Genomic DNA, 18,265 nt, shown 5'->3' with positions numbered 1-18,265 from the left:
TTTATTGCCTTATCAGGTGTGGCAGTATTAAACGGTTTGGTGATGTTGACCTTTATTAAAGAATTACGTGAACGTTATGATTTGCATTATGCAACCTGGCAAGGTGCAATTTTACGTTTACGTCCAGTGTTAATGACTGCGTGTGTGGCCTCATTTGGTTTTGTACCGATGGCATTGGCAACAGGCACAGGTTCAGAAGTTCAACGTCCACTTGCAACGGTGGTGATTGGAGGGATTATTTCCTCTACTTTATTAACTTTAGTGTTACTGCCTGTGATTTATCGCTGGATGAATCAGAAAAAGCAAGTTTAAGACTCAAACTTAAGACATTTAACAGGATTAAAATGTAGAAGTCCGGAGAAAATAAATTTCCCCTGATTGTTCAATCCTCTTCAATCTAATTGTATTTGAAGAAGATTAAATTCATAAAAAAACCAGATCCATATGTGATCTGGTTTTTTTAATATTACAGTAACAGCAACACTATTTTTAAGCACTGATATTGACACCAATCACTTGTCCATCAAATTCCGCAATTGCATCCAGTAGTACCTGCCATAAATACACCGCACTGGCACGATCACATAAAATATTAAATTTTGCCAGATCGGGACTGGAAACATTGATGATGATGGCATTGATTCGGGCGACAGATGTTTGTGCCACTTGTCCTGTGCTGAAAACGCTATGAGATAAATCTACCCCACATAGTTTTGCCATCACATCGACAATACAGCGACCACTGATCTGGAACCAAGCATGACTATCCTGACGAGGTAACAAATAGTTGGCGTGTTCCGATACCTGCCAATTTTTCTCAATGCTTGCGACGTGTTCACCAAAATCATTGAGTGTGCCGAGTAACAAGTATTCTGTCAGTGATAAACGTGCAACCCATTCATCGTTGTCTTGTGCTAGCGCAGTATTGGCGACGTCTGGCAGTTGATAACCTAAATCGTGTAGATAATCTGCACTGGCTATCCCACGAAAACCGACGCGACTCAGATTGGTTAAATCCAGCAAAGCACATTGCTGTATGATTTTTTCGGAGGAACTTGCCTGATCCAGAAAACTTTTACCACGACCAAAGTCCTTATAATTTAGACTTTTAATATTCTCAATCGGACTACGTTCCGCAGGTTGCCATTGGTTTTGAGTTTGCATCATTACATCTCCTGACGTTTGTTTTCTGGATCATAAAATGGTGCTTTGACGACTTTTGCATGGACGATCTCGGCACCTTCCACCCGAATCGGAAATGTGGCATCGACTGTGCTTTGCATAATAGACACATAAGCCAGACCAATGATTTTATCCAGTGTCGGTGAATATTCACAGGAAGTAATGTTGCCAGAAATATTATCACCCTCGAGTACAATATGACCTTCAAGCGGTTGCTTACTGTTTTTATCCAGTTCAAAGGCGACCAGCTTACGTTTCAGCGGTTGAGCCTCTAAAATGGCAATGGAGCGTTTGCCAACAAAGAAAGGTTTATTACGACTAACTGCCCAGCCCAGATCAACTTCCTGTGGATGTGACATACCATCGGTATCCTGACTGATGATGATGTGTCCTTTTTCCAGACGTAATAGCCGCTGGCTTTCCACACCAAATGGCAGCATGTCAAAGGCTTGACCTGCCTGCATTAGCAGATCCCACATAAATTCCCCATAACGGGTCGGAAAGTGAATTTCATACCCCAGTTCACCGACAAAGCCGACACGCATCACTCGTACGGGAATATTGTGAATCGTTCCCAGACGTACACCAAGATAAGGAAATGCTGCTGCACTTAAATCAATATCATGACAGACTTTTTCCATGACTTTACGGGCGTTGGGTCCTGCAATATTGACCGCAGAAATGGCTGTGGTGACATTGGTAATATCGACATTTAATCGCCATTGCACATTCCATTTCAGCATTTGTTGATAGATTCGATCTACCCCACTGGTGGTTGCCGTGACATAAAAATGCTGCTCGGATAAGCGGGCGCAAACACCGTCGTCAATCACGATACCATGTTCATTTGCCATGACGGCATAACGGGTTTTACCGATTGGCAGCTTGGCAAAACCAAAGGTGTACATGCGATTTAAAAATTCGGCGCTATCTGGTCCACGAATATCCAGACCACCCAAGGTGGATACATCAATCATGGCGACATTGTGGTGTACACAGTGCACTTCCTTGGCAATATTTTCCTGACGTTTATTGACATCACCATAAAACGCAGGGCGTTGCCATGTCCCTGCTGGCATCATTTGCGCATCAAGTTGTAGATGCCGTTGATGCATGGCGGTTTGGCGATAGGGATCAAAACCACGACCTGCGACATGTGCCAGTTTTTCTACGGTAAAAGGTGGACGGGCAGTGGTTACGCCTGTTTCAGTGACGCTACGCTGCGTGGATTTTGCCACCAGACGTGCAGTTGGCAGGGCAGAATGACGACCCTGTGACGGTCCCATACCCACTGTAGAATAGCGTTTGACCAGTTGCACATCACGATAACCGGTGCGGGTGGCATTCACAATATCGGCAATTTGTAGGTCTTCATCATAATCGACAAACTCTTTACCTTTCGGATGGGGAAAGATCGGCCATGGAAAATTAACCGAGGCTTCATTAAATGTTTGTAGAACAGGCGTAGCCACAAGCCCTAATTCACTTAATGCCAATTGTGCAACTTGTTGACCATCGGCAAGCACATGTTCAATATTTTGGATGCCATTGACTGAACCAGCAATAAATAAACCTTTGGGTAAGCCGGTAATGCTAAACATGGCTTTATTGTCAAGATAACTGAGTTTTCCACCTGCCTGACATAACAATTGATAGACAGGCATATAGCCTGAAGACATGCAAAGTACATCACACGCAATGGATGTGGGCTGGTTTGATACTTGTCCTTCGGCGCTAATACTACGAATATCTACGCCTGTGACATGCTGCATCGCAGTACTATGCTGTGCTTCATAAACGGTACTGTTCATATAGCAGTTGACATGCTGCTTTTCTAAACTGATTTTTAGAGCATTATTGGCTGGATTGGCGCGCATATCAACAATGGCTTGAATCTGAATGCCTGCTTCAAGGAAATCTAGTGCTGCCAGATAACCATCATCATTGCCCGTCAAAATGACTGCTTTTTGTCCTGGTTTTACTGCATAGAGTTTAATCAAGCGTTGTACAGCACTGGTTAAGATCACCCCCGGCAGGTCATTATTACGAAAGACTACAGGCTGATCAAAACTACCGCTTGCCACGATAGATTTTTTTGCACGAAGTTTGAACAGGCGTTTACCTTGAATAATCGGCAAATAATTGTCAGTAAACCATGCATTACAGACTGCATCGGTCATGATGGTGATATTTTGATGTTGTTTTACAGCGGGCAGTAGTTGTGCTTTGAGTTGTTCGGCTTTAACACCCTCTAGATCAAAACGTGCATAGTTTAAACTGCCGCCCAGAAGATGTTCCTGTTCGATCAGTATGACTTTTGCTCCTGCATCGGCAGCGGTTAATGCGGCCTGTAAACCTGCTGGACCAGAACCAATAATGGCAACATCGGTAAATAAATAAACTTTGTCATAATATTCGGGCTTAAAGTTTAAATCCAGAACGCCTAAGCCTGCTTTTTTACGAATGATGGGTTCCCAGAATTTCCAGATGCCTTTGGGTTTAAAAAAGGCACGATAATAAAAACCCACTGGCATAAATTTGGAAAATTTACCCAAAAAGGCATCCGAATCCTTGAGTAAAGAACCACTAAAATTTTGTCCTTCTACCACAAGATTGGGCTGAATTAATGTGGTATCTGCCAGTACATTGGCTTCTTGTTTGAGTTGGATTAGTGTATTGGCATCTTGTCCAGCCATAGTCAGCGGCGCACGGGGACGATGATATTTAAATGAACGGGACATGATCCAGCGTTGATTGGCGATTAAGGCACTGGCAATATTGTCACCTGCATAGCCTTGATAAATCGTACCATCAAACTGGAACGAAATCGGTTGGCTACGATCAAGCAGTAGACCATAAGGTAAGGGGAGCCGTTCAGTCGCCTGAGATTTATTCATGATTTAGACTCCTAAGCAGATTGATCTGCAACAGATTGACCCAGAAAATCCTGTGGGCTTAAACCCTTCTTGTTAAAGAATTCTCGTGGATCATAAGTGGCAATAATTTCATCACTGACGGTATGACGTTCGGCAATAAACCAGTAACTACTTGGCGTGTGCATCCACCATTCGGTGACAACACCTGCAATATTGTTACTATTAAAGACGTAATCTGCCCATTCTTCATCAGTGCAGCGATTCTGGTCGGGCATCAGTTTAAATTCTCCGCCATAGCTGAATTCGCTAATATTTCTGTCACCATTAAGTGGACAATGCATAATTTTCATCATTTTTCTCCTTAATGGCTGGCGGCAGTTGCGCCCATTTCATTGACTTGCTGGAATTTACTAAAGCGTTCCAAAGCAAACGGGGCAATTAATTTTGGTGTTTTGCCTGTTGCCACCAGCTCTGCCATGGTTTGACCACATATTGGTGTGGCTTTAAAGCCCCATGTGCCCCAGCCTGCATCAAGATAGTAATTGTCGTATTGCGATTTACCCATGATCGGGCTGTAATCCGGGGTCATATCGGTAATCCCTGCCCATTGCCGCATCAATTTGACATTTGCCATAAACGGAAACATTTCGATGGCATGTGCCAATAAGCTTTCTTTTAAATCCAGTGTCGAACGGGTGTTATAAAGTGGATAGGGATCAGAGCCACCACCAAACACAATTTCACCACGGCTGGTTTGCTGCACATAACAATGCAGGGCAGAAGAACTGACCAAGGGGGTTAAAAAAGGCTTGAACGGTTGTGACACCATCGCTTGTAACGGAAAGGTATGAATCGGTGCACGAATAGCAAGTTTATTCATGAGAATCGAGGACGCACCAGCAATCGCCTGTACTGCACAACCACATTGAATTGTGCCACGATTGGTTTTGATGGCTTTGATCTTATTGCCGTCTAGTACAAAATCCTGTACTTCGGTCAGTTGATGGATTTCCACGCCACGTTTGACTGCTTCTTTGGCATACCCCCACGCCACCGCATCATGCCGTGCCGTTGCACCATCGATGTGCCATAAACCTGCCAACACAGGTAAATGTGCAGGATCAAGATTTAAGCACGGCACCAGTTCCTTAATTTGTTGGCGATCTAGCATTTCGGTACGACCACCAAAATGTTTATTGACTTCTGCACGTTGTCGAAAGGCTCTTACCGTCGAATCTGTATGGGCAAGTGTCAACTGTCCACGCTCGGAATACATGATGTTAAAATCAAATTCATTGGACAGATTTTTAAACAGCTTGACCGATTCACTGTAAAATTTGACCCCTTCAGAGGTGAGATAGTTGGAGCGAATCACCGCAGTATTACGTGCAGTATTGCCACCGCCTAAATAGGATTTGTCTAATACTGCAATATTGGTGATGCCATGATATTTTGACAAATAATAGGCTGTGGCCAGTCCATGACCACCGCCACCAATGATGACCACGTCATAACTTGATTTCAGCGCTTTGGGCGGTGGGAAATCAACTTCAAGTGGATATTCTGAACTTAATCCATATTTGAGCAGACCCAATGGCATAATGTCTCCAAGTATCGTGCGAAATGCGATGTTAAAATGCGTTAATGTCCATGCTGAATATGTGTGGCATGCAAGGTATTTTTCATTAAATAAGCAATGGTCATGGGACCGACACCGCCAGGTACAGGCGTAATCGCACTGGCAATCGGATAAACACTGTCATAATCCACATCACCCACCAAACGGGTTTTGCCGTGTTGTTCAATACGGTTAATCCCGACATCAATCACCACTGCATTTTCTTTGACGTAGTCGGCGTTAATCATCTGTGGACGACCAATCGCTGCCACCAGAATGTCAGCTTGCTTACAGATGTCTTGAATATTCTGGGTTTTGGAATGTACGATGGTGACGGTACAATTTTCATGTAACAGTAAATTTGCCATTGGTTTGCCGACAATATTGGAACGTCCAATCACCACAGCATTTAAACCGCTTAAATCACCCAGATGATCCTTGAGTAAACGTAAGCAGCCTTTGGGTGTACAGGGCACCAGTACATCACGCCCCTGACTAAGCCCACCAACATTTTCACTATGAAAACCATCGACATCTTTTTCTGCCAACACGCTTTGCAATACAGTGTTTTCATCAATGTGTTTGGGTAATGGCAATTGCACCAAAATGCCATTTACCGAAGCATCTTCATTGAGTTCTTTGATCTTGGCCAACAAGGTTTCAGTCGAGGTATCCGCATCCATACGAAACTCGAGTGAGCGTATACCGACTTGCTCGGCTTTTTGTACTTTGTTGCGTACATAAACCTGACTGGCTGGATCAAATCCCACCAGAATTACCGCCAAACAAGGTTGAATACCTTGCTGTTTAAATTGATCGACTTCGGCTTTAACCTCTTGTAGTACCACTTCGGCAGTGGCTTTACCATCAATCACTTTATTGACAGCTTCTGTACTTAAACTGATGCTCATTTGAATACCACCGTACGGTCATCATTTAAAAACACGCGATGTTCGACAAAGTATTTCACCGCTTTCGACAGTGCTACAGTTTCGGTATCACGTCCGACAGCGACCAGATCATCGGGCAGATAGGAATGATCAACACGTTGAACTTCCTGCTCAATGATTGGACCTTCATCCAGATCACCTGTAACAAAATGGGCAGTTGCACCAATCAGTTTGACGCCACGGGCATAGGCTTGATGATACGGTTTGGCACCTTTAAAACCTGGGAGGAAGGAGTGATGAATATTGATGGCACGACCAGACAATTGGATACACAAATTGTCGGAAAGAATCTGCATATAACGGGCAAGCACGACCAGATCCGTTTTGGTTTCATCAACAATTTTCAGCAATTCGGCTTCCTGCTGTGCCTTGGTGTCTTTGGTTACAGGTAAGTAGATAAAGCGTAAACCTTCACGTTCTGCAACAGGGCGCATGTCTAAGTGGTTTGAAACCACAGCGGTGATTTCAAAATCAAGCTCACCTTTTTGACGACGATATAATAAGTTGAGGAAACAATGATCAAATTTGCTGACCATAATCAGCACCTTAACGGGTTGTTTTTTCTCAAAAAACTCTGCCTTCATCTGAAATTGATCAACAACATCTGCAAAGCCTGCTTTTAAGCCATCAATATCCCCAGAGCCATCATTAAAACGAAACACAATACGGGTAAAAAAACGCTTGGTGGTTTCATCATCAAATTGTGCCATTTCACTGATATAACACTGATTGGCTGCCAAATATCCAGAAATCGCTGCAACAATACCAGATGCGGCTGGACAGCTTATCTTTAATATATATTGGTCAATATCTTGCTGCATGGAGGAATCCTCTTGCTTTTATCGCTGAGTATTAAATAAAAAACATTTCGTTGGAGGTTTAAATTTCCTTTTAGGAAATTTATTTTATCTACAGTTAATTTATAATATATTTTGTGCTACGTCTAGCAGTTTTTGAATTTTTTTTTCTTGTCAGGAAACTTTATTGAAATTTAATAGAGGAAAAAGACGGGCAAGAAGACATGGGATCAACAGATCTTCTTGCTTAATGGGGAATCGACATTAATTCAGCACGTCTACACGATAAAATTGCTTTAATTCCAGTAATGTCTGAAATGGATTTTCAGCATTACATAAACTATTCAAATGTTCATGAAATCTATGCATCAACGAGCCATTGTTATTATTAATGACCCAGCCTTTGACCGATGCATCATCCACATTTTCCATATACAATTCACAGGTACTGGAATCTTGTAGTTTGATGCTTTTAATTTTAAAAAAACTTTTTCCATCCATTTTACTGACTCCTAAGATGAGAGGGCATCTTTGATGAAGCAAATTTAGTGCCATAAGAATATTTTTTAACTAAAAAGAATAAAATATTTAATTTTTAAATTATCTATTTGTTTAATAAAGGTTAAAATATAAGATTACATCTACATTATGGCATATAGCTTGCATTATTTAAGAATAATTTATTCTTTTTGAGAATAAAAACCTTATTTTAGTGCAATTTTTAGCCTTAAATGTATAGATGTACACCTTTAATTGGCGTAGTGATGACTCTTTATAGTGCATTATCATAAGGCATAAACTTATGTAGAATAGCTTATAATTTGTCTACTCTGCTGGACAAGCTGATTCATATTAAAGCTGGCGATTCATGTCTACCCTTGCAACTTATTTTTCAAAGCGACAATTTTGTTTTTCCATTGAATATATTGAACATGGTCAAACACAACTAGATTTTATTCAAGACATTGCTGGCGATCCGACCTGTGTCGCTATTGCAGATCGTGTACATGCCGATGAGGATCGTGCGCCCATTGAGATTACTCAATCCTTAATATCAAACACATCAGTGACACAGCAAAATGTGTTACTTCATTATTCGGGTAAGGGTAGAGATATCTCGGATTTGAAACAGTTTTTGCAAGAGGCAGCCCAGCGACAATATTTTGATGTGTTAATGTTGACAGGCGATCGACTAAAAAATCATGATTTTGGACAAACACAGCCAAAGCAGCGTAGTCGTTATCTGGAATCCGTTAATAGCGTGATGTATGCCAAGCAAGCCGATTCTAGATTTCATCTGGGTGTGGCATTTAATCCTTTTAAATACACCGAAAGTGAACGGGAAGCGCAATATTTAAAACTGCATAAAAAAATTAAGGCAGGCGCTGATTTTATTGTGACGCAACTGGGCTATGATTTGCTTCAGTTAAAACAATTACAGCTTTTTTTAACACAACATGCTTATCATATACCGGTCATGGTTTGTGTGATGCCTTTGACCTATGCTCGTGCAAAATCAATATGCAAACAAAGTGTTGCAGGGATTGTCATTCCTCCTGATTTACTGGAGTTCCTCAAACAGGAACATTTACGTGATGCCAAAGATGCCGAAGATAAAGTCTATCATCGTGCAGCCCTACATATTTTAATTGCCAAACATTTAGGCTTTGCTGGGATTCATTTATCTGCCTGTGAGCAGCCGCAACAGATCAGACAGCTTGAACAAGCCATCCTGAAATTTCAAGATTTAGATTTTAGCCAATGCTGGCAAAAATATTTGGACTTATTCGGACTGCCAGACATGTCTGCATTACGACCAGATTTAATCCCGCCACAATCTATTGGGGCTAGGCAAATGTTGAAATATTATAGTCTGGCTTATATCCATGACGCACTGTTCAATTCAAAAGTGGCAATGGTTGTTGGACGTTGGTTGTTTAAGGCAAAATTTTGGCAGCATCCGGTTGCAGATCGAACGATTTTAGCGGTTGAACATGGGATTAAATCGATTAGTGTCGGTTGTGATCGCTGCGGGCAATGTCGTTTGGCCGACACCCTCTATATTTGTCCTGAAACTTGTCCGAAAGGTCTGGCCAATGGTCCGTGCGGCGGTACCTCACTGGATCGTTGTGAATTTGGTGATCGTGAATGTATTCACAGTCAAAAATATCGGATTGCCAAGCAGGCAAAACAATTGTCAGTGCTAAAACAGAATTTAATTGCCACTGTGCCGATTCAATCACGGCAGCATAGTTCGTGGGTAAAATGGTTTAATCCAGCGCAAGACCGTCATAAACAATCATCATAAAAACACGTCGTAAAGCATCATCATTGCGCAGAAAAAGAAAAATCCCATCCGAGGGCAGGATTTTCCAAGGGGCTTACAGGTTGGGGAACTGGTATTAGCCTTTAACAAGGCGTTTTAATTTTTTCGGATCATCAAAGGGTAAGGTGTGGGCAATGGCATTGACGTCTAAACTGCCTTTTACCTGTAACACTGTATCTTGAACCGCATAAGGCACATCTAAACGGGCAATTGCCATGGATTTTCCAGTCAGACGGGAATACATGCCACAGGTAATCACGCCGACCTGTTTGCCATCTGCCCAAAGTGTGTCACCCATTGCAGCTGCTTGTTCGCCTTCGAGTAATACACCAAAGATTTTAAAGCGTTCTTTGCCTTTCAAGCGTTTATGTTCATATCCACCACGGAACTCGCCTTTGGTCGGTGAAACGGTAAAGTCCAATCCCAATTCCCACAATGTGTCACCAGACTTATCATTGGCAAATGGGAAATATTCAGAATTGTCATAAGGGAAGAACAATAAATAGCTTTCAACACGGCAATAATCCAGCGTGGTAAAGCTGGCAGCAACAATACCAAAATCTTTGCCTTGGGATAAAATGGTATCCCAGATCAGCGGGGCATCCATGGCTTTACAGAAAATCTCATAACCGCGTTCACCGGTATATCCAGTACGTGAAATCATTACAGGACAACCAAATAAACGGGTTTGCATGTGATGAAAATAAGCTAGATCACGAATCCCTGGCACATGCTTGGCAAGAAAATCAATTGCAGTTGGACCTTGTAACGATAAATCATGCAAATCATCATCGAAGATTACGGCGACCTGACGACCGACTGCACCACGGGTCAGCATTTCCAAACCAATCCCTGTCCCATGCACGACCAAAAATGAATTGGGACCGGTACGGTAAATAATACAGTCATCGACAAATTTACCTTCTTCATTTAGCATAGTGGCATAAGCTGATTTGCCAGGATAAATTTTGGAAATATCTCTTGTAGTGGCATATTCCAACAGGCTTTCTGCATGAGGACCGACGTAATGGACCTTCTTTAAACCTGAAACGTCCATCAAGCCTGCTTTGGTACGAATCGCCTCATGATGATCGGCAACATCTTGTCCTGCATATGTCCATGCAGTCCCCATACCGTTCCAGTCTTGCAGTGTTGAGCCCAGTGCCAGATGGCGGCTTGCCAATGCTGAAATGCGCCAAGAATTAGACATAATATTTTCCTTTCTGTTTTAACTAGATTAAAAAGTTTTGTGAAGCAAATTAAGCTTGATCGAATTGACTCAGCCATTGCACGACAGTCGGGCGGTAGCGGGTAATACCTTTGTATTCGGCAATTTCATCGGGTAAATCCCGTAACACACGATGCAGGCGTTTCGCCCATTCGGGATTGCTAACCAGATCATTCAAGCTGATCAAATAGGTACGAATACTGAATAACAAGGCATTGCTACGCGCCAAACGTGGCATAAATTGCAGCTCAACCCGTAAATGTACTAACTCGCCCACATTCTCAAGTGTGACCGAACTGCGTTCATGTCCCCATAAATGATAGGTTTCTGATGAGGTGTCCATGCGTGGATTAATGGTCATGGTCCAGTTGAGGCGGCGGTAGGGATTGTCTACCTGAATATTGAGCAGGAATTGCAGGGCACGTTTAAATACACCCAGATCATGTGCCACTTTGGGAACAGGCGCATGCCATTGGGTAAAACTCATGCCCGCATCAAAATTAAGTGACCAGTCGGCAGGACCGGTAATCATGCCTGCATCCATCCACAGATCACCATCACGTTGATCCAACATGGCAATATCACCTTGCAACTGACGACTGATAAATTCAAAGGGCGGTAAAGGCAGGCTATTGGCATCACCAAAGATGAAATGCACATCTATATTTAATGGTAGATTAACCCAGTGCCATCGTTTGCCATCCCGTTGCAACTGAAATAGATCTGGATAATCCTGAGATAAATGCAGCATTGCCATTTCTAGCAAATCCCATGCGGCATGCTGCATATGCGGCAAAATAATGCAACGGTTTGGATCACTGGCCAATGTCAAAGCACGCTCATTGGTTTCGGTCAGATAATGCTCATCAATATCAAACCAATGTGCAAATATCGTATCTGGTTTTGCCAATGCAGGTTCAAGGTTCACCGAATACATATAACTGTCTTCGGGGAACGGAAAGGGGAAGCGTTGTATCGCCTTGGGGCTGTTGTGGTATTTAAACTGACCACGCATACTTTCATCGAGATTAAACTGAATGCTCATGTGTTTTCACCTATCACGCTTTCATCTATAAATCTAAATCAAGGGAACAGCCATGCTTGGCACGAGAAACACAAGGCATGAGTAAAAGTTGCTTTTCTTGTTCCGATAAAAAGTGGTCATGATGTTCAACTTCACCATGCTGATATCTCGTTGCACATTGACCACATACGCCACCACGACACAGATTAGGTATCTCGATACCATTTTTTTCTAGCGCTTCAAGCAAGCTATAATCGCTGGCAACATGAATTTTTTTCTGGCTTTTGATCAAGTTGACATCGAAAGCAGCACCCGCTGGAGGGGCATTAAATGCTTCCCAATGTACACGCCGATCACACCAGCCCAACGCCGTGGCAGCCTGCTGTACGCCTTCGATTAAACGATCTGGTCCACAGACATAGACATGACTATTTAAGCCTTGATTTTGCAGTAATTGCTCGAGGTTTAAACGTTTACCGGTAGCGTCGGAATAGATATGGATTTGATCCTTGAATAGTTCTGTGAGTAATTGTTCATAAGCATTGCTGAGTTGATCACGACAGGCATAATGCAATTCAAAACTGCCACCAATATGCAGTAAGTGTTTGATGTGTGACATAAACGGTGTGATGCCAATGCCACCTGCAATAAAAATATGATGTCTGGCATGCGAATGCAGGGCAAATAAATTTAATGGTGCTGATACCTTTAAAATGTCACCGACATTGGCCTGCTGGTGTAAATAACGGGAACCACCACGGGACTGCTCCTGTAAACGCACGGCAATTTGATATTGATGACAGTTCAGCGGATCACTCATCAAGGAATAGGCATTGCGTACAACCCGATCCTGTATAGGCAGATTCACCACAATATGACTTCCCGAAGAAAAAGGCAGTAAATCCTGTTCCACGCCTTCAAAAGTAAATTCACGAATGATCGGGGTAATTTGTTTGACCTCACGAATCCGTACAGGCATTAAGGTATTCATGCGGTTTCTCCTTGAATTTCTTCGGCATTTGCACATACCGCCATATATGCGCCCAAACGTTCGGAAAAATGCGAGCGAATAAATAAATGGGTTGCACATTGTGGACAGTCACAAAATTCGTCAGCAGTACTTTGGAATAAGTGAAAACAATGCACACAATAAATACGTTTATTCAGACTTTCATTTTTGATGAGTTGAATCTCATCTTTAAGCAAACCGTGTACGGATAATTGTTGTGCAACTTGCCATAAGAAATATTCATCACCATAGACCAGTGCATGTATGCCGATATGGGCATCAGTTAAATTTGCGGCAATGGCGTGAAACAGTGCTGCCAGAGATGGATCATCATGGGCAGATAAAATCACTGCTTGTTCGAGCTGCTGGCATTTTTGGCATAGCTGTTGCGCATTTGGCGTATGTTGATCTTGTACGATAATTAAATACTCTGATGCTCTTGGCATATCATCCGTAACAGTTGCATATAAAGGGGTACTCGACATTGCTTGTTGCATGGCAGACTCCATTAAAATTATTACCGATAGGAAATTTTTATATCCAACAAGAAAGCAGAATATGTGCCAACTTTATATCTATTTGATTTTTAAAAATTATTTATATAAATTCATACTTAACAGGGCATTTTATGCTGATTCTGCGCTATATTATGACCGAAAAGCTCTAAAAAAGTGCATAAAATTTATTATTAATCAATGTCTTATCATATTTTTACAAGAATTTAAATTCCCTTTTGGAGATACCTAAAAAGGGGTAAAGTGGCTTCTAGGATCAATACCGATAGTCGAGTTGGTATACAGTATTTTTATCAATACGCATAAAAAAAGTCATCGTAACGATGACTTTTTAAATGAATTAAATTAAACAAAATTGCCTAGTTATTATATGCTCGTTCATTATGATCGGTAATATCCAGACCTTGCTGCTCTTGCTCAGCCGATACACGTAAGCCCACAGTTTTATCAATGATTTTAAAAATAATCCAAGTAAAGACTGCACAATACACCACGGTAAATAATGTTCCGATCACTTGGGCAAAGAATTGCGGAATAAATTGCAAACCTTCGACATTGCCACCTAAAGCGGGTGCTGCAAAGATACCTGTCAAAATACCACCGACAATACCGCCCACACCATGCAAGGCAAATACATCCAAGGCATCATCATAACCCAGTTTGTATTTAAGGCGAGTCACGGCATAGAAACAGGCGATTCCAGCGCTAAAGCCAATTACAATTGCTCCAAATGGGCCAACGTAGGCAGCGGCAGGTGTAATGCCAACCAAACCTGCAATAATACCTGATGCCAATCCTAAAGAGGTGGGATGATGATCGACAAATTTTTCAATCATTAACCAACCGACAATACCGCCACACGCTGCAAGTTGGGTATTGATCATGATCAAACCTGCACTTAAATCGGCAGCCAAAGCTGAACCGACATTAAAGCCGAACCAACCTGCCCATAATAGACCAGCACCGATCATGGTATACACCACGTTGTGTGGTGGCATTGGGGTACTAGGCCAGCCTTTACGTCGCCCAAGAATCAACGCACCGACCAAGGCTGCGACACCAGAGTTAATATGGACTGCTGTACCACCTGCAAAATCCAGTACCCCCCAGTTATGCATCAGTGCACCTTCACCACCCCAGACCATATGTGCCATCGGACCATAGACAAAGGTACTCCACAAGATGGTAAACAAGATAATTGCGCTAAATTTGATTCGTTCGGCAAAACCGCCCACTGCCAGAGCAACTGTAATCATGGCAAAGGTCATCCCAAATACGATACTGACATATTCGGGAATATCGCCTGCCAAAGAATCGGCATTAATGCCGGATAAAAATGCCAAATTTAAACCGCCTGTAAAACTGGCAAAATTAAACACACCGTCTTGCATACCTGTGCTATCAAAAGCCAGACTATAAACATGTGTCACCCAGAGGATCCCTGCGATGCCTGCAATCACCATAAATTGGGTAAAAATAGATAACACGTTTTTGGCTCTGACCATACCAGCATAGAACAGTGCCAAACCGGGAATAAACATAATCATCACAATAATAACCGAGGTCATTACCCATGCGGTTGAGGTTGGATTTAATGTCGCTTCTGAAGCAAATGAGAATGTAGGTAAAAGTAGACTACATACCATGATTAGGTTTCGTAAAGATGGGTACACCATATCTGCCTTCCTATTTTAAGTTTATCGAATTATGATGTGTTAAATATTCCTTTTGAGAATATTAATTTCACTAAAATAAAGCAAAAGATATACCAACCTTGTTATCTGATCAGACGGTTACAGTGAATATCGTGTGGTTTGATTTTGTGATTTGTGCTTAAAACTTGGATTTAGTTGCGGATTACTCCTTTTGAGATACCTACTCATAGGAATTTTATCCTGTCATCACAGCCTCTATTGTAAATCTCAATTCAAATGAATTTATTTAAGATTGGGAGTTAGATATGACTAGAGTGGCAATTATTGGGGCAGGCCCAAGTGGTATGGCGCAATTACGTGCATTTCAATCTGCACAGGCAAAAGGCATAGCAATTCCAGAGATCGTTTGTTTTGAAAAACAATCCGACTGGGGTGGTCAATGGAACTATACTTGGCGTACAGGAACGGATAAGAATGGTGAAGCGGTACACAGCAGCATGTATCGTTATTTATGGTCAAATGGACCAAAAGAAGCTTTAGAGTTCGCCGATTATAGTTTTGATGAACATTTTGGTAAGCCTATTGGTTCATATCCACCACGAGAAGTGTTATGGGATTATATTAAAGGCCGTGTCGAAAAGGCCGATGTACGTCAATATGTACGTTTTAATACCGCAGTACGTCATATTGAATTTGATGAGCAGACACAGCAATTTACCGTGACGGTACATGACTATGACCAAGATGCATTATATTCTGAAGTTTTTGATTATGTCGTGGTGGCAAGTGGTCATTTTTCTACACCGAAAGTACCAGAATATAAAGGATTTGAGGGGTTCGGTGGGCGTGTTTTACATGCCCACGATTTTCGCGATGCATTAGAGTTTCAAGATAAAACCGTGCTTGTAGTGGGAAGTAGCTATTCTGCCGAAGATATTGGATCGCAATGCTATAAATATGGTGCCAAACAAATTATCAGTTGTTATCGCACTGCACCGATGGGCTTTAAATGGCCTAAGAACTGGTCAGAGCGTCCTGCTTTGTTACGTGTAGATCAAAGCCATGCCTATTTCGCCGATGGTTCCAGCGCACAGGTTGATGCGATTATTCTATGTACAGGTTATCTGCATTATTTCCCATTTATGCAGGAAGCATTACGTTTAAAAACCGACAACCGTTTATATCCTTTGGGTCTATATAAAGGGGTAGTATTTGAAAATAATCCAAAACTGTTTTATCTGGGCATGCAAGATCAATGGTATACCTTTAATATGTTCGATGCACAGGCATGGTACGCACGTGATGTGATTTTGGGGCAGATTCAATTACCCGCACTTGCAGAGATGCAGGCACATACCCAGCAATGGCATGATGAAGAAAAAACACTGACCGAAGCAGGGCAAATGTATAAATTCCAGGGAGATTATATTCTGGAATTGATAGAAGCCACCGATTACCCGACCTTTGATATTGAAGCCATGCGTTTAATCTTCCTTGAATGGAAAAAGCATAAAAAAGAAAATATCATGACATTTCGTGATCATATTTATCGCTCGGCAATTACAGGTACGATGGCTGTGCCACATCATACGACATGGCTTGAAGCACTTGATGATTCTTTAGAAACCTATTTAACTGAACCAGAAGTCGTACAGAAAAAAGTAGTGTAATGACATATTTATAAATTTTGCTTGATGAGATAAGCTTTTACAGGCTCTTTTTTTACTAAAAAGGAGAGCCAAATTTTTGACTAAATGCATAAAAGCCTAATTTATAAATATTAAAAAATTGCTCTGCTTCTTCTGAACTGACGTCTACTGCTTCTAAAACAAGTTGAGTGAATTCAAGCGGAGCTGTTCCATTCGCAGTAATCAGATTCTCACATTTAACAGCCTGTTTTTCTATAAAGTCTTTTGAGTTATGGTAGCCTTGAAAGTCTTTCCAAAAAGCTAAGGCATTGCCCGTATGCTGAACATTATTGAGTAGGCCATTTTTGGCAAGATAGCTCACTGCATCACAAATAGCACCAACGACAACTCTATTTTGCAAACACGCTGAAATATAATCAAATAGTTGTTGATTTTCGATCTCCCAAGATTTCCCACCAACTAAAACAAGTAAATCTATTGTTTTCGGTTTAGGAAGTTCTGCCAACAAATAATCTATTGTTGTACGAAATCCACCCATTGAGATGACTTCTTTTTGAGTTGAAGCAGTTCTAATCTGCCAGTCGTCTTTTTGATTTAATTGACTTGAAAGGTACGCTCCTTCCCAATCAGCATAGTTATCTAATAATAAAAAAATTGCTGTTTTCATTTTAATACTCTTTCTATAAAATATTTTTTACATTTTATCATTTAAATTCAAAAACTTCTTTAATTCTAATAAAACAAGAAGCAATATTCAAAAATAAATAGACATTTCATAATTGTTGAAGTGTCTATTTTTTAAATGTTGAGATGTTATTAAAAACGGATTAATCATCATGATGGCTATAGTTCATAACAGATAATAATCGAATCGGTACTTTGACCAGTTTTTCTGGCCCATGTGGAATATCACCCTCAAAGGTTAAGCTATCGCCAGGTTGCATGTGGAAAAGGGCATGTCCATGACGGTAAATAATTTCGCCTTCCACCAGATATAAAAATTCAACACCCGAATGGGCAAAGGTCGGAAATTCTTCACTGGCATCATCCATACTGACCAGATAGGCTTCAAAGGTTTTTTTCGGTCCACGGGAATGGGTGAGTAAATGATAGGTATGTCCCTTTTCTGTACCACGACGTACCACTTCCATGCCTTCCCCAGATTTGACCAGCATCGCTTCACTTTCTTGTTGATCATACTGATTAAATAAGGTTGACATGGGAATGCCCAACACTTCACATAAACGACTCAAGGTATCCAGACTGGTGGAAACCTGTGCATTTTCAATTTTACTGAGCATACCTTGGCTAATACCCGAAATATTTGCGACTTCGGAAAGTTTCAATCCCTGTTGTTGACGTTGCCTTTTGATTTGAATGCCAATGTATTGTTCAAGTTTTAAACCCGTCTTGTTTTGTTTCATTATCGATCACTC

General features: G+C 41.5%; 17 protein-coding genes. 3 read left to right on the top strand and 14 right to left on the bottom strand.

Translation table 11 applies throughout. The features are described from left to right. The coding region (locus tag CRO21_RS12610) for an efflux RND transporter permease subunit (protein WP_141398135.1) at positions 1-312 on the top strand (312 nt) is incomplete at its 5' end. A gap of 177 nt (positions 313-489) precedes the next feature. Here CRO21_RS12610 and CRO21_RS12605 read toward each other — a convergent pair. The 7 genes from CRO21_RS12605 to CRO21_RS12575 all read right to left on the bottom strand — a co-directional run bounded on the left by CRO21_RS12605 (position 490) and on the right by CRO21_RS12575 (position 7,924). After that, on the bottom strand, positions 490-1,167 hold the full coding sequence (locus CRO21_RS12605) for a sarcosine oxidase subunit gamma (RefSeq protein WP_345159289.1): 678 nt from the start codon (positions 1,165-1,167) through the stop codon (positions 490-492). Further along, on the bottom strand, positions 1,167-4,079 hold the full coding sequence (locus CRO21_RS17840) for a 2Fe-2S iron-sulfur cluster-binding protein (RefSeq protein ID WP_097079662.1): 2,913 nt from the start codon (positions 4,077-4,079) through the stop codon (positions 1,167-1,169). Before CRO21_RS17840 ends, CRO21_RS12605 begins: the two co-directional genes overlap by 1 nt. 11 nt (positions 4,080-4,090) lie before the next feature. Beyond that, on the bottom strand, positions 4,091-4,408 hold the full coding sequence (locus tag CRO21_RS12595) for a sarcosine oxidase subunit delta (RefSeq protein ID WP_097079661.1): 318 nt from the start codon (positions 4,406-4,408) through the stop codon (positions 4,091-4,093). An 11-nt stretch (positions 4,409-4,419) separates the two neighbouring features. Then, complete coding sequence (locus tag CRO21_RS12590) at positions 4,420-5,658, bottom strand: FAD-dependent oxidoreductase (RefSeq protein ID WP_097079660.1); 1,239 nt, start codon at positions 5,656-5,658, stop codon at positions 4,420-4,422. A gap of 41 nt (positions 5,659-5,699) precedes the next feature. Next, complete coding sequence (folD, locus tag CRO21_RS12585) at positions 5,700-6,587, bottom strand: bifunctional methylenetetrahydrofolate dehydrogenase/methenyltetrahydrofolate cyclohydrolase FolD (protein ID WP_097079659.1); 888 nt, start codon at positions 6,585-6,587, stop codon at positions 5,700-5,702. Continuing rightward, positions 6,584-7,447 (bottom strand): formyltetrahydrofolate deformylase, encoded by an 864-nt coding sequence (purU, locus tag CRO21_RS12580; RefSeq protein WP_097079658.1) that lies wholly within the window; start codon positions 7,445-7,447, stop codon positions 6,584-6,586. The genes folD and purU overlap by 4 nt, the downstream gene beginning before the upstream one ends. Before the next feature lie 240 nt (positions 7,448-7,687). Further along, the gene (locus CRO21_RS12575; RefSeq protein ID WP_097079657.1) at positions 7,688-7,924 is read right to left on the bottom strand and encodes a hypothetical protein; all 237 of its coding nucleotides are present in this window, start codon (positions 7,922-7,924) and stop codon (positions 7,688-7,690) included. Between the two features lie 367 nt (positions 7,925-8,291). Between CRO21_RS12575 and CRO21_RS12570 the strand changes: the two genes are divergently transcribed. Continuing rightward, the gene (locus CRO21_RS12570; protein ID WP_097079656.1) at positions 8,292-9,731 is read left to right on the top strand and encodes a methylenetetrahydrofolate reductase C-terminal domain-containing protein; all 1,440 of its coding nucleotides are present in this window, start codon (positions 8,292-8,294) and stop codon (positions 9,729-9,731) included. A gap of 94 nt (positions 9,732-9,825) precedes the next feature. Here the strand turns inward: CRO21_RS12570 and CRO21_RS12565 are convergent, their stop codons facing one another. From CRO21_RS12565 to CRO21_RS12540, 5 genes are all read right to left on the bottom strand, one after another. Further along, positions 9,826-10,959 carry an aminomethyltransferase family protein gene (locus CRO21_RS12565; RefSeq protein ID WP_097079655.1) on the bottom strand — a complete coding sequence of 378 codons (1,134 nt, stop codon included), beginning with the start codon at positions 10,957-10,959 and terminating at the stop codon, positions 9,826-9,828. 49 nt (positions 10,960-11,008) lie between these two features. Then, positions 11,009-12,022 carry a heme-dependent oxidative N-demethylase family protein gene (locus CRO21_RS12560; protein ID WP_097079654.1) on the bottom strand — a complete coding sequence of 338 codons (1,014 nt, stop codon included), beginning with the start codon at positions 12,020-12,022 and terminating at the stop codon, positions 11,009-11,011. A 25-nt stretch (positions 12,023-12,047) separates the two neighbouring features. Next, positions 12,048-12,992, bottom strand: a complete 945-nt coding sequence (locus tag CRO21_RS12555; RefSeq protein ID WP_097079653.1) for a PDR/VanB family oxidoreductase — start codon at positions 12,990-12,992, stop codon at positions 12,048-12,050. Continuing rightward, positions 12,989-13,507 carry a dimethylamine monooxygenase subunit DmmA family protein gene (locus tag CRO21_RS12550; protein WP_097079652.1) on the bottom strand — a complete coding sequence of 173 codons (519 nt, stop codon included), beginning with the start codon at positions 13,505-13,507 and terminating at the stop codon, positions 12,989-12,991. Before CRO21_RS12550 ends, CRO21_RS12555 begins: the two co-directional genes overlap by 4 nt. A 377-nt stretch (positions 13,508-13,884) precedes the next feature. Next, complete coding sequence (locus tag CRO21_RS12540; RefSeq protein WP_097079650.1) at positions 13,885-15,201, bottom strand: ammonium transporter; 1,317 nt, start codon at positions 15,199-15,201, stop codon at positions 13,885-13,887. 284 nt (positions 15,202-15,485) lie between these two features. Between CRO21_RS12540 and CRO21_RS12535 the strand changes: the two genes are divergently transcribed. After that, positions 15,486-16,850: a flavin-containing monooxygenase gene (locus CRO21_RS12535; RefSeq protein WP_097079649.1), complete on the top strand. Its 1,365-nt coding sequence runs from the start codon at positions 15,486-15,488 to the stop codon at positions 16,848-16,850. A gap of 55 nt (positions 16,851-16,905) precedes the next feature. On the opposite strand, the gene CRO21_RS12530 is transcribed toward CRO21_RS12535, so the two are convergent. Continuing rightward, entirely contained in the window at positions 16,906-17,496 is a 591-nt protein-coding gene (locus tag CRO21_RS12530) for a type 1 glutamine amidotransferase family protein (protein WP_097079648.1), read from the bottom strand. A gap of 160 nt (positions 17,497-17,656) precedes the next feature. Continuing rightward, on the bottom strand, positions 17,657-18,253 hold the full coding sequence (locus CRO21_RS12525) for a helix-turn-helix domain-containing protein (RefSeq protein WP_097079647.1): 597 nt from the start codon (positions 18,251-18,253) through the stop codon (positions 17,657-17,659). Between the last annotated feature and the right edge of the window lie 12 nt (positions 18,254-18,265).

Source organism: Acinetobacter puyangensis (genome assembly GCF_900096995.1).
Taxonomy (GTDB): domain Bacteria; phylum Pseudomonadota; class Gammaproteobacteria; order Pseudomonadales; family Moraxellaceae; genus Acinetobacter; species Acinetobacter puyangensis.
Note: the sequence above shows the minus strand (reverse complement) of the source record. Positions and strands in the feature narration are given on the sequence as shown.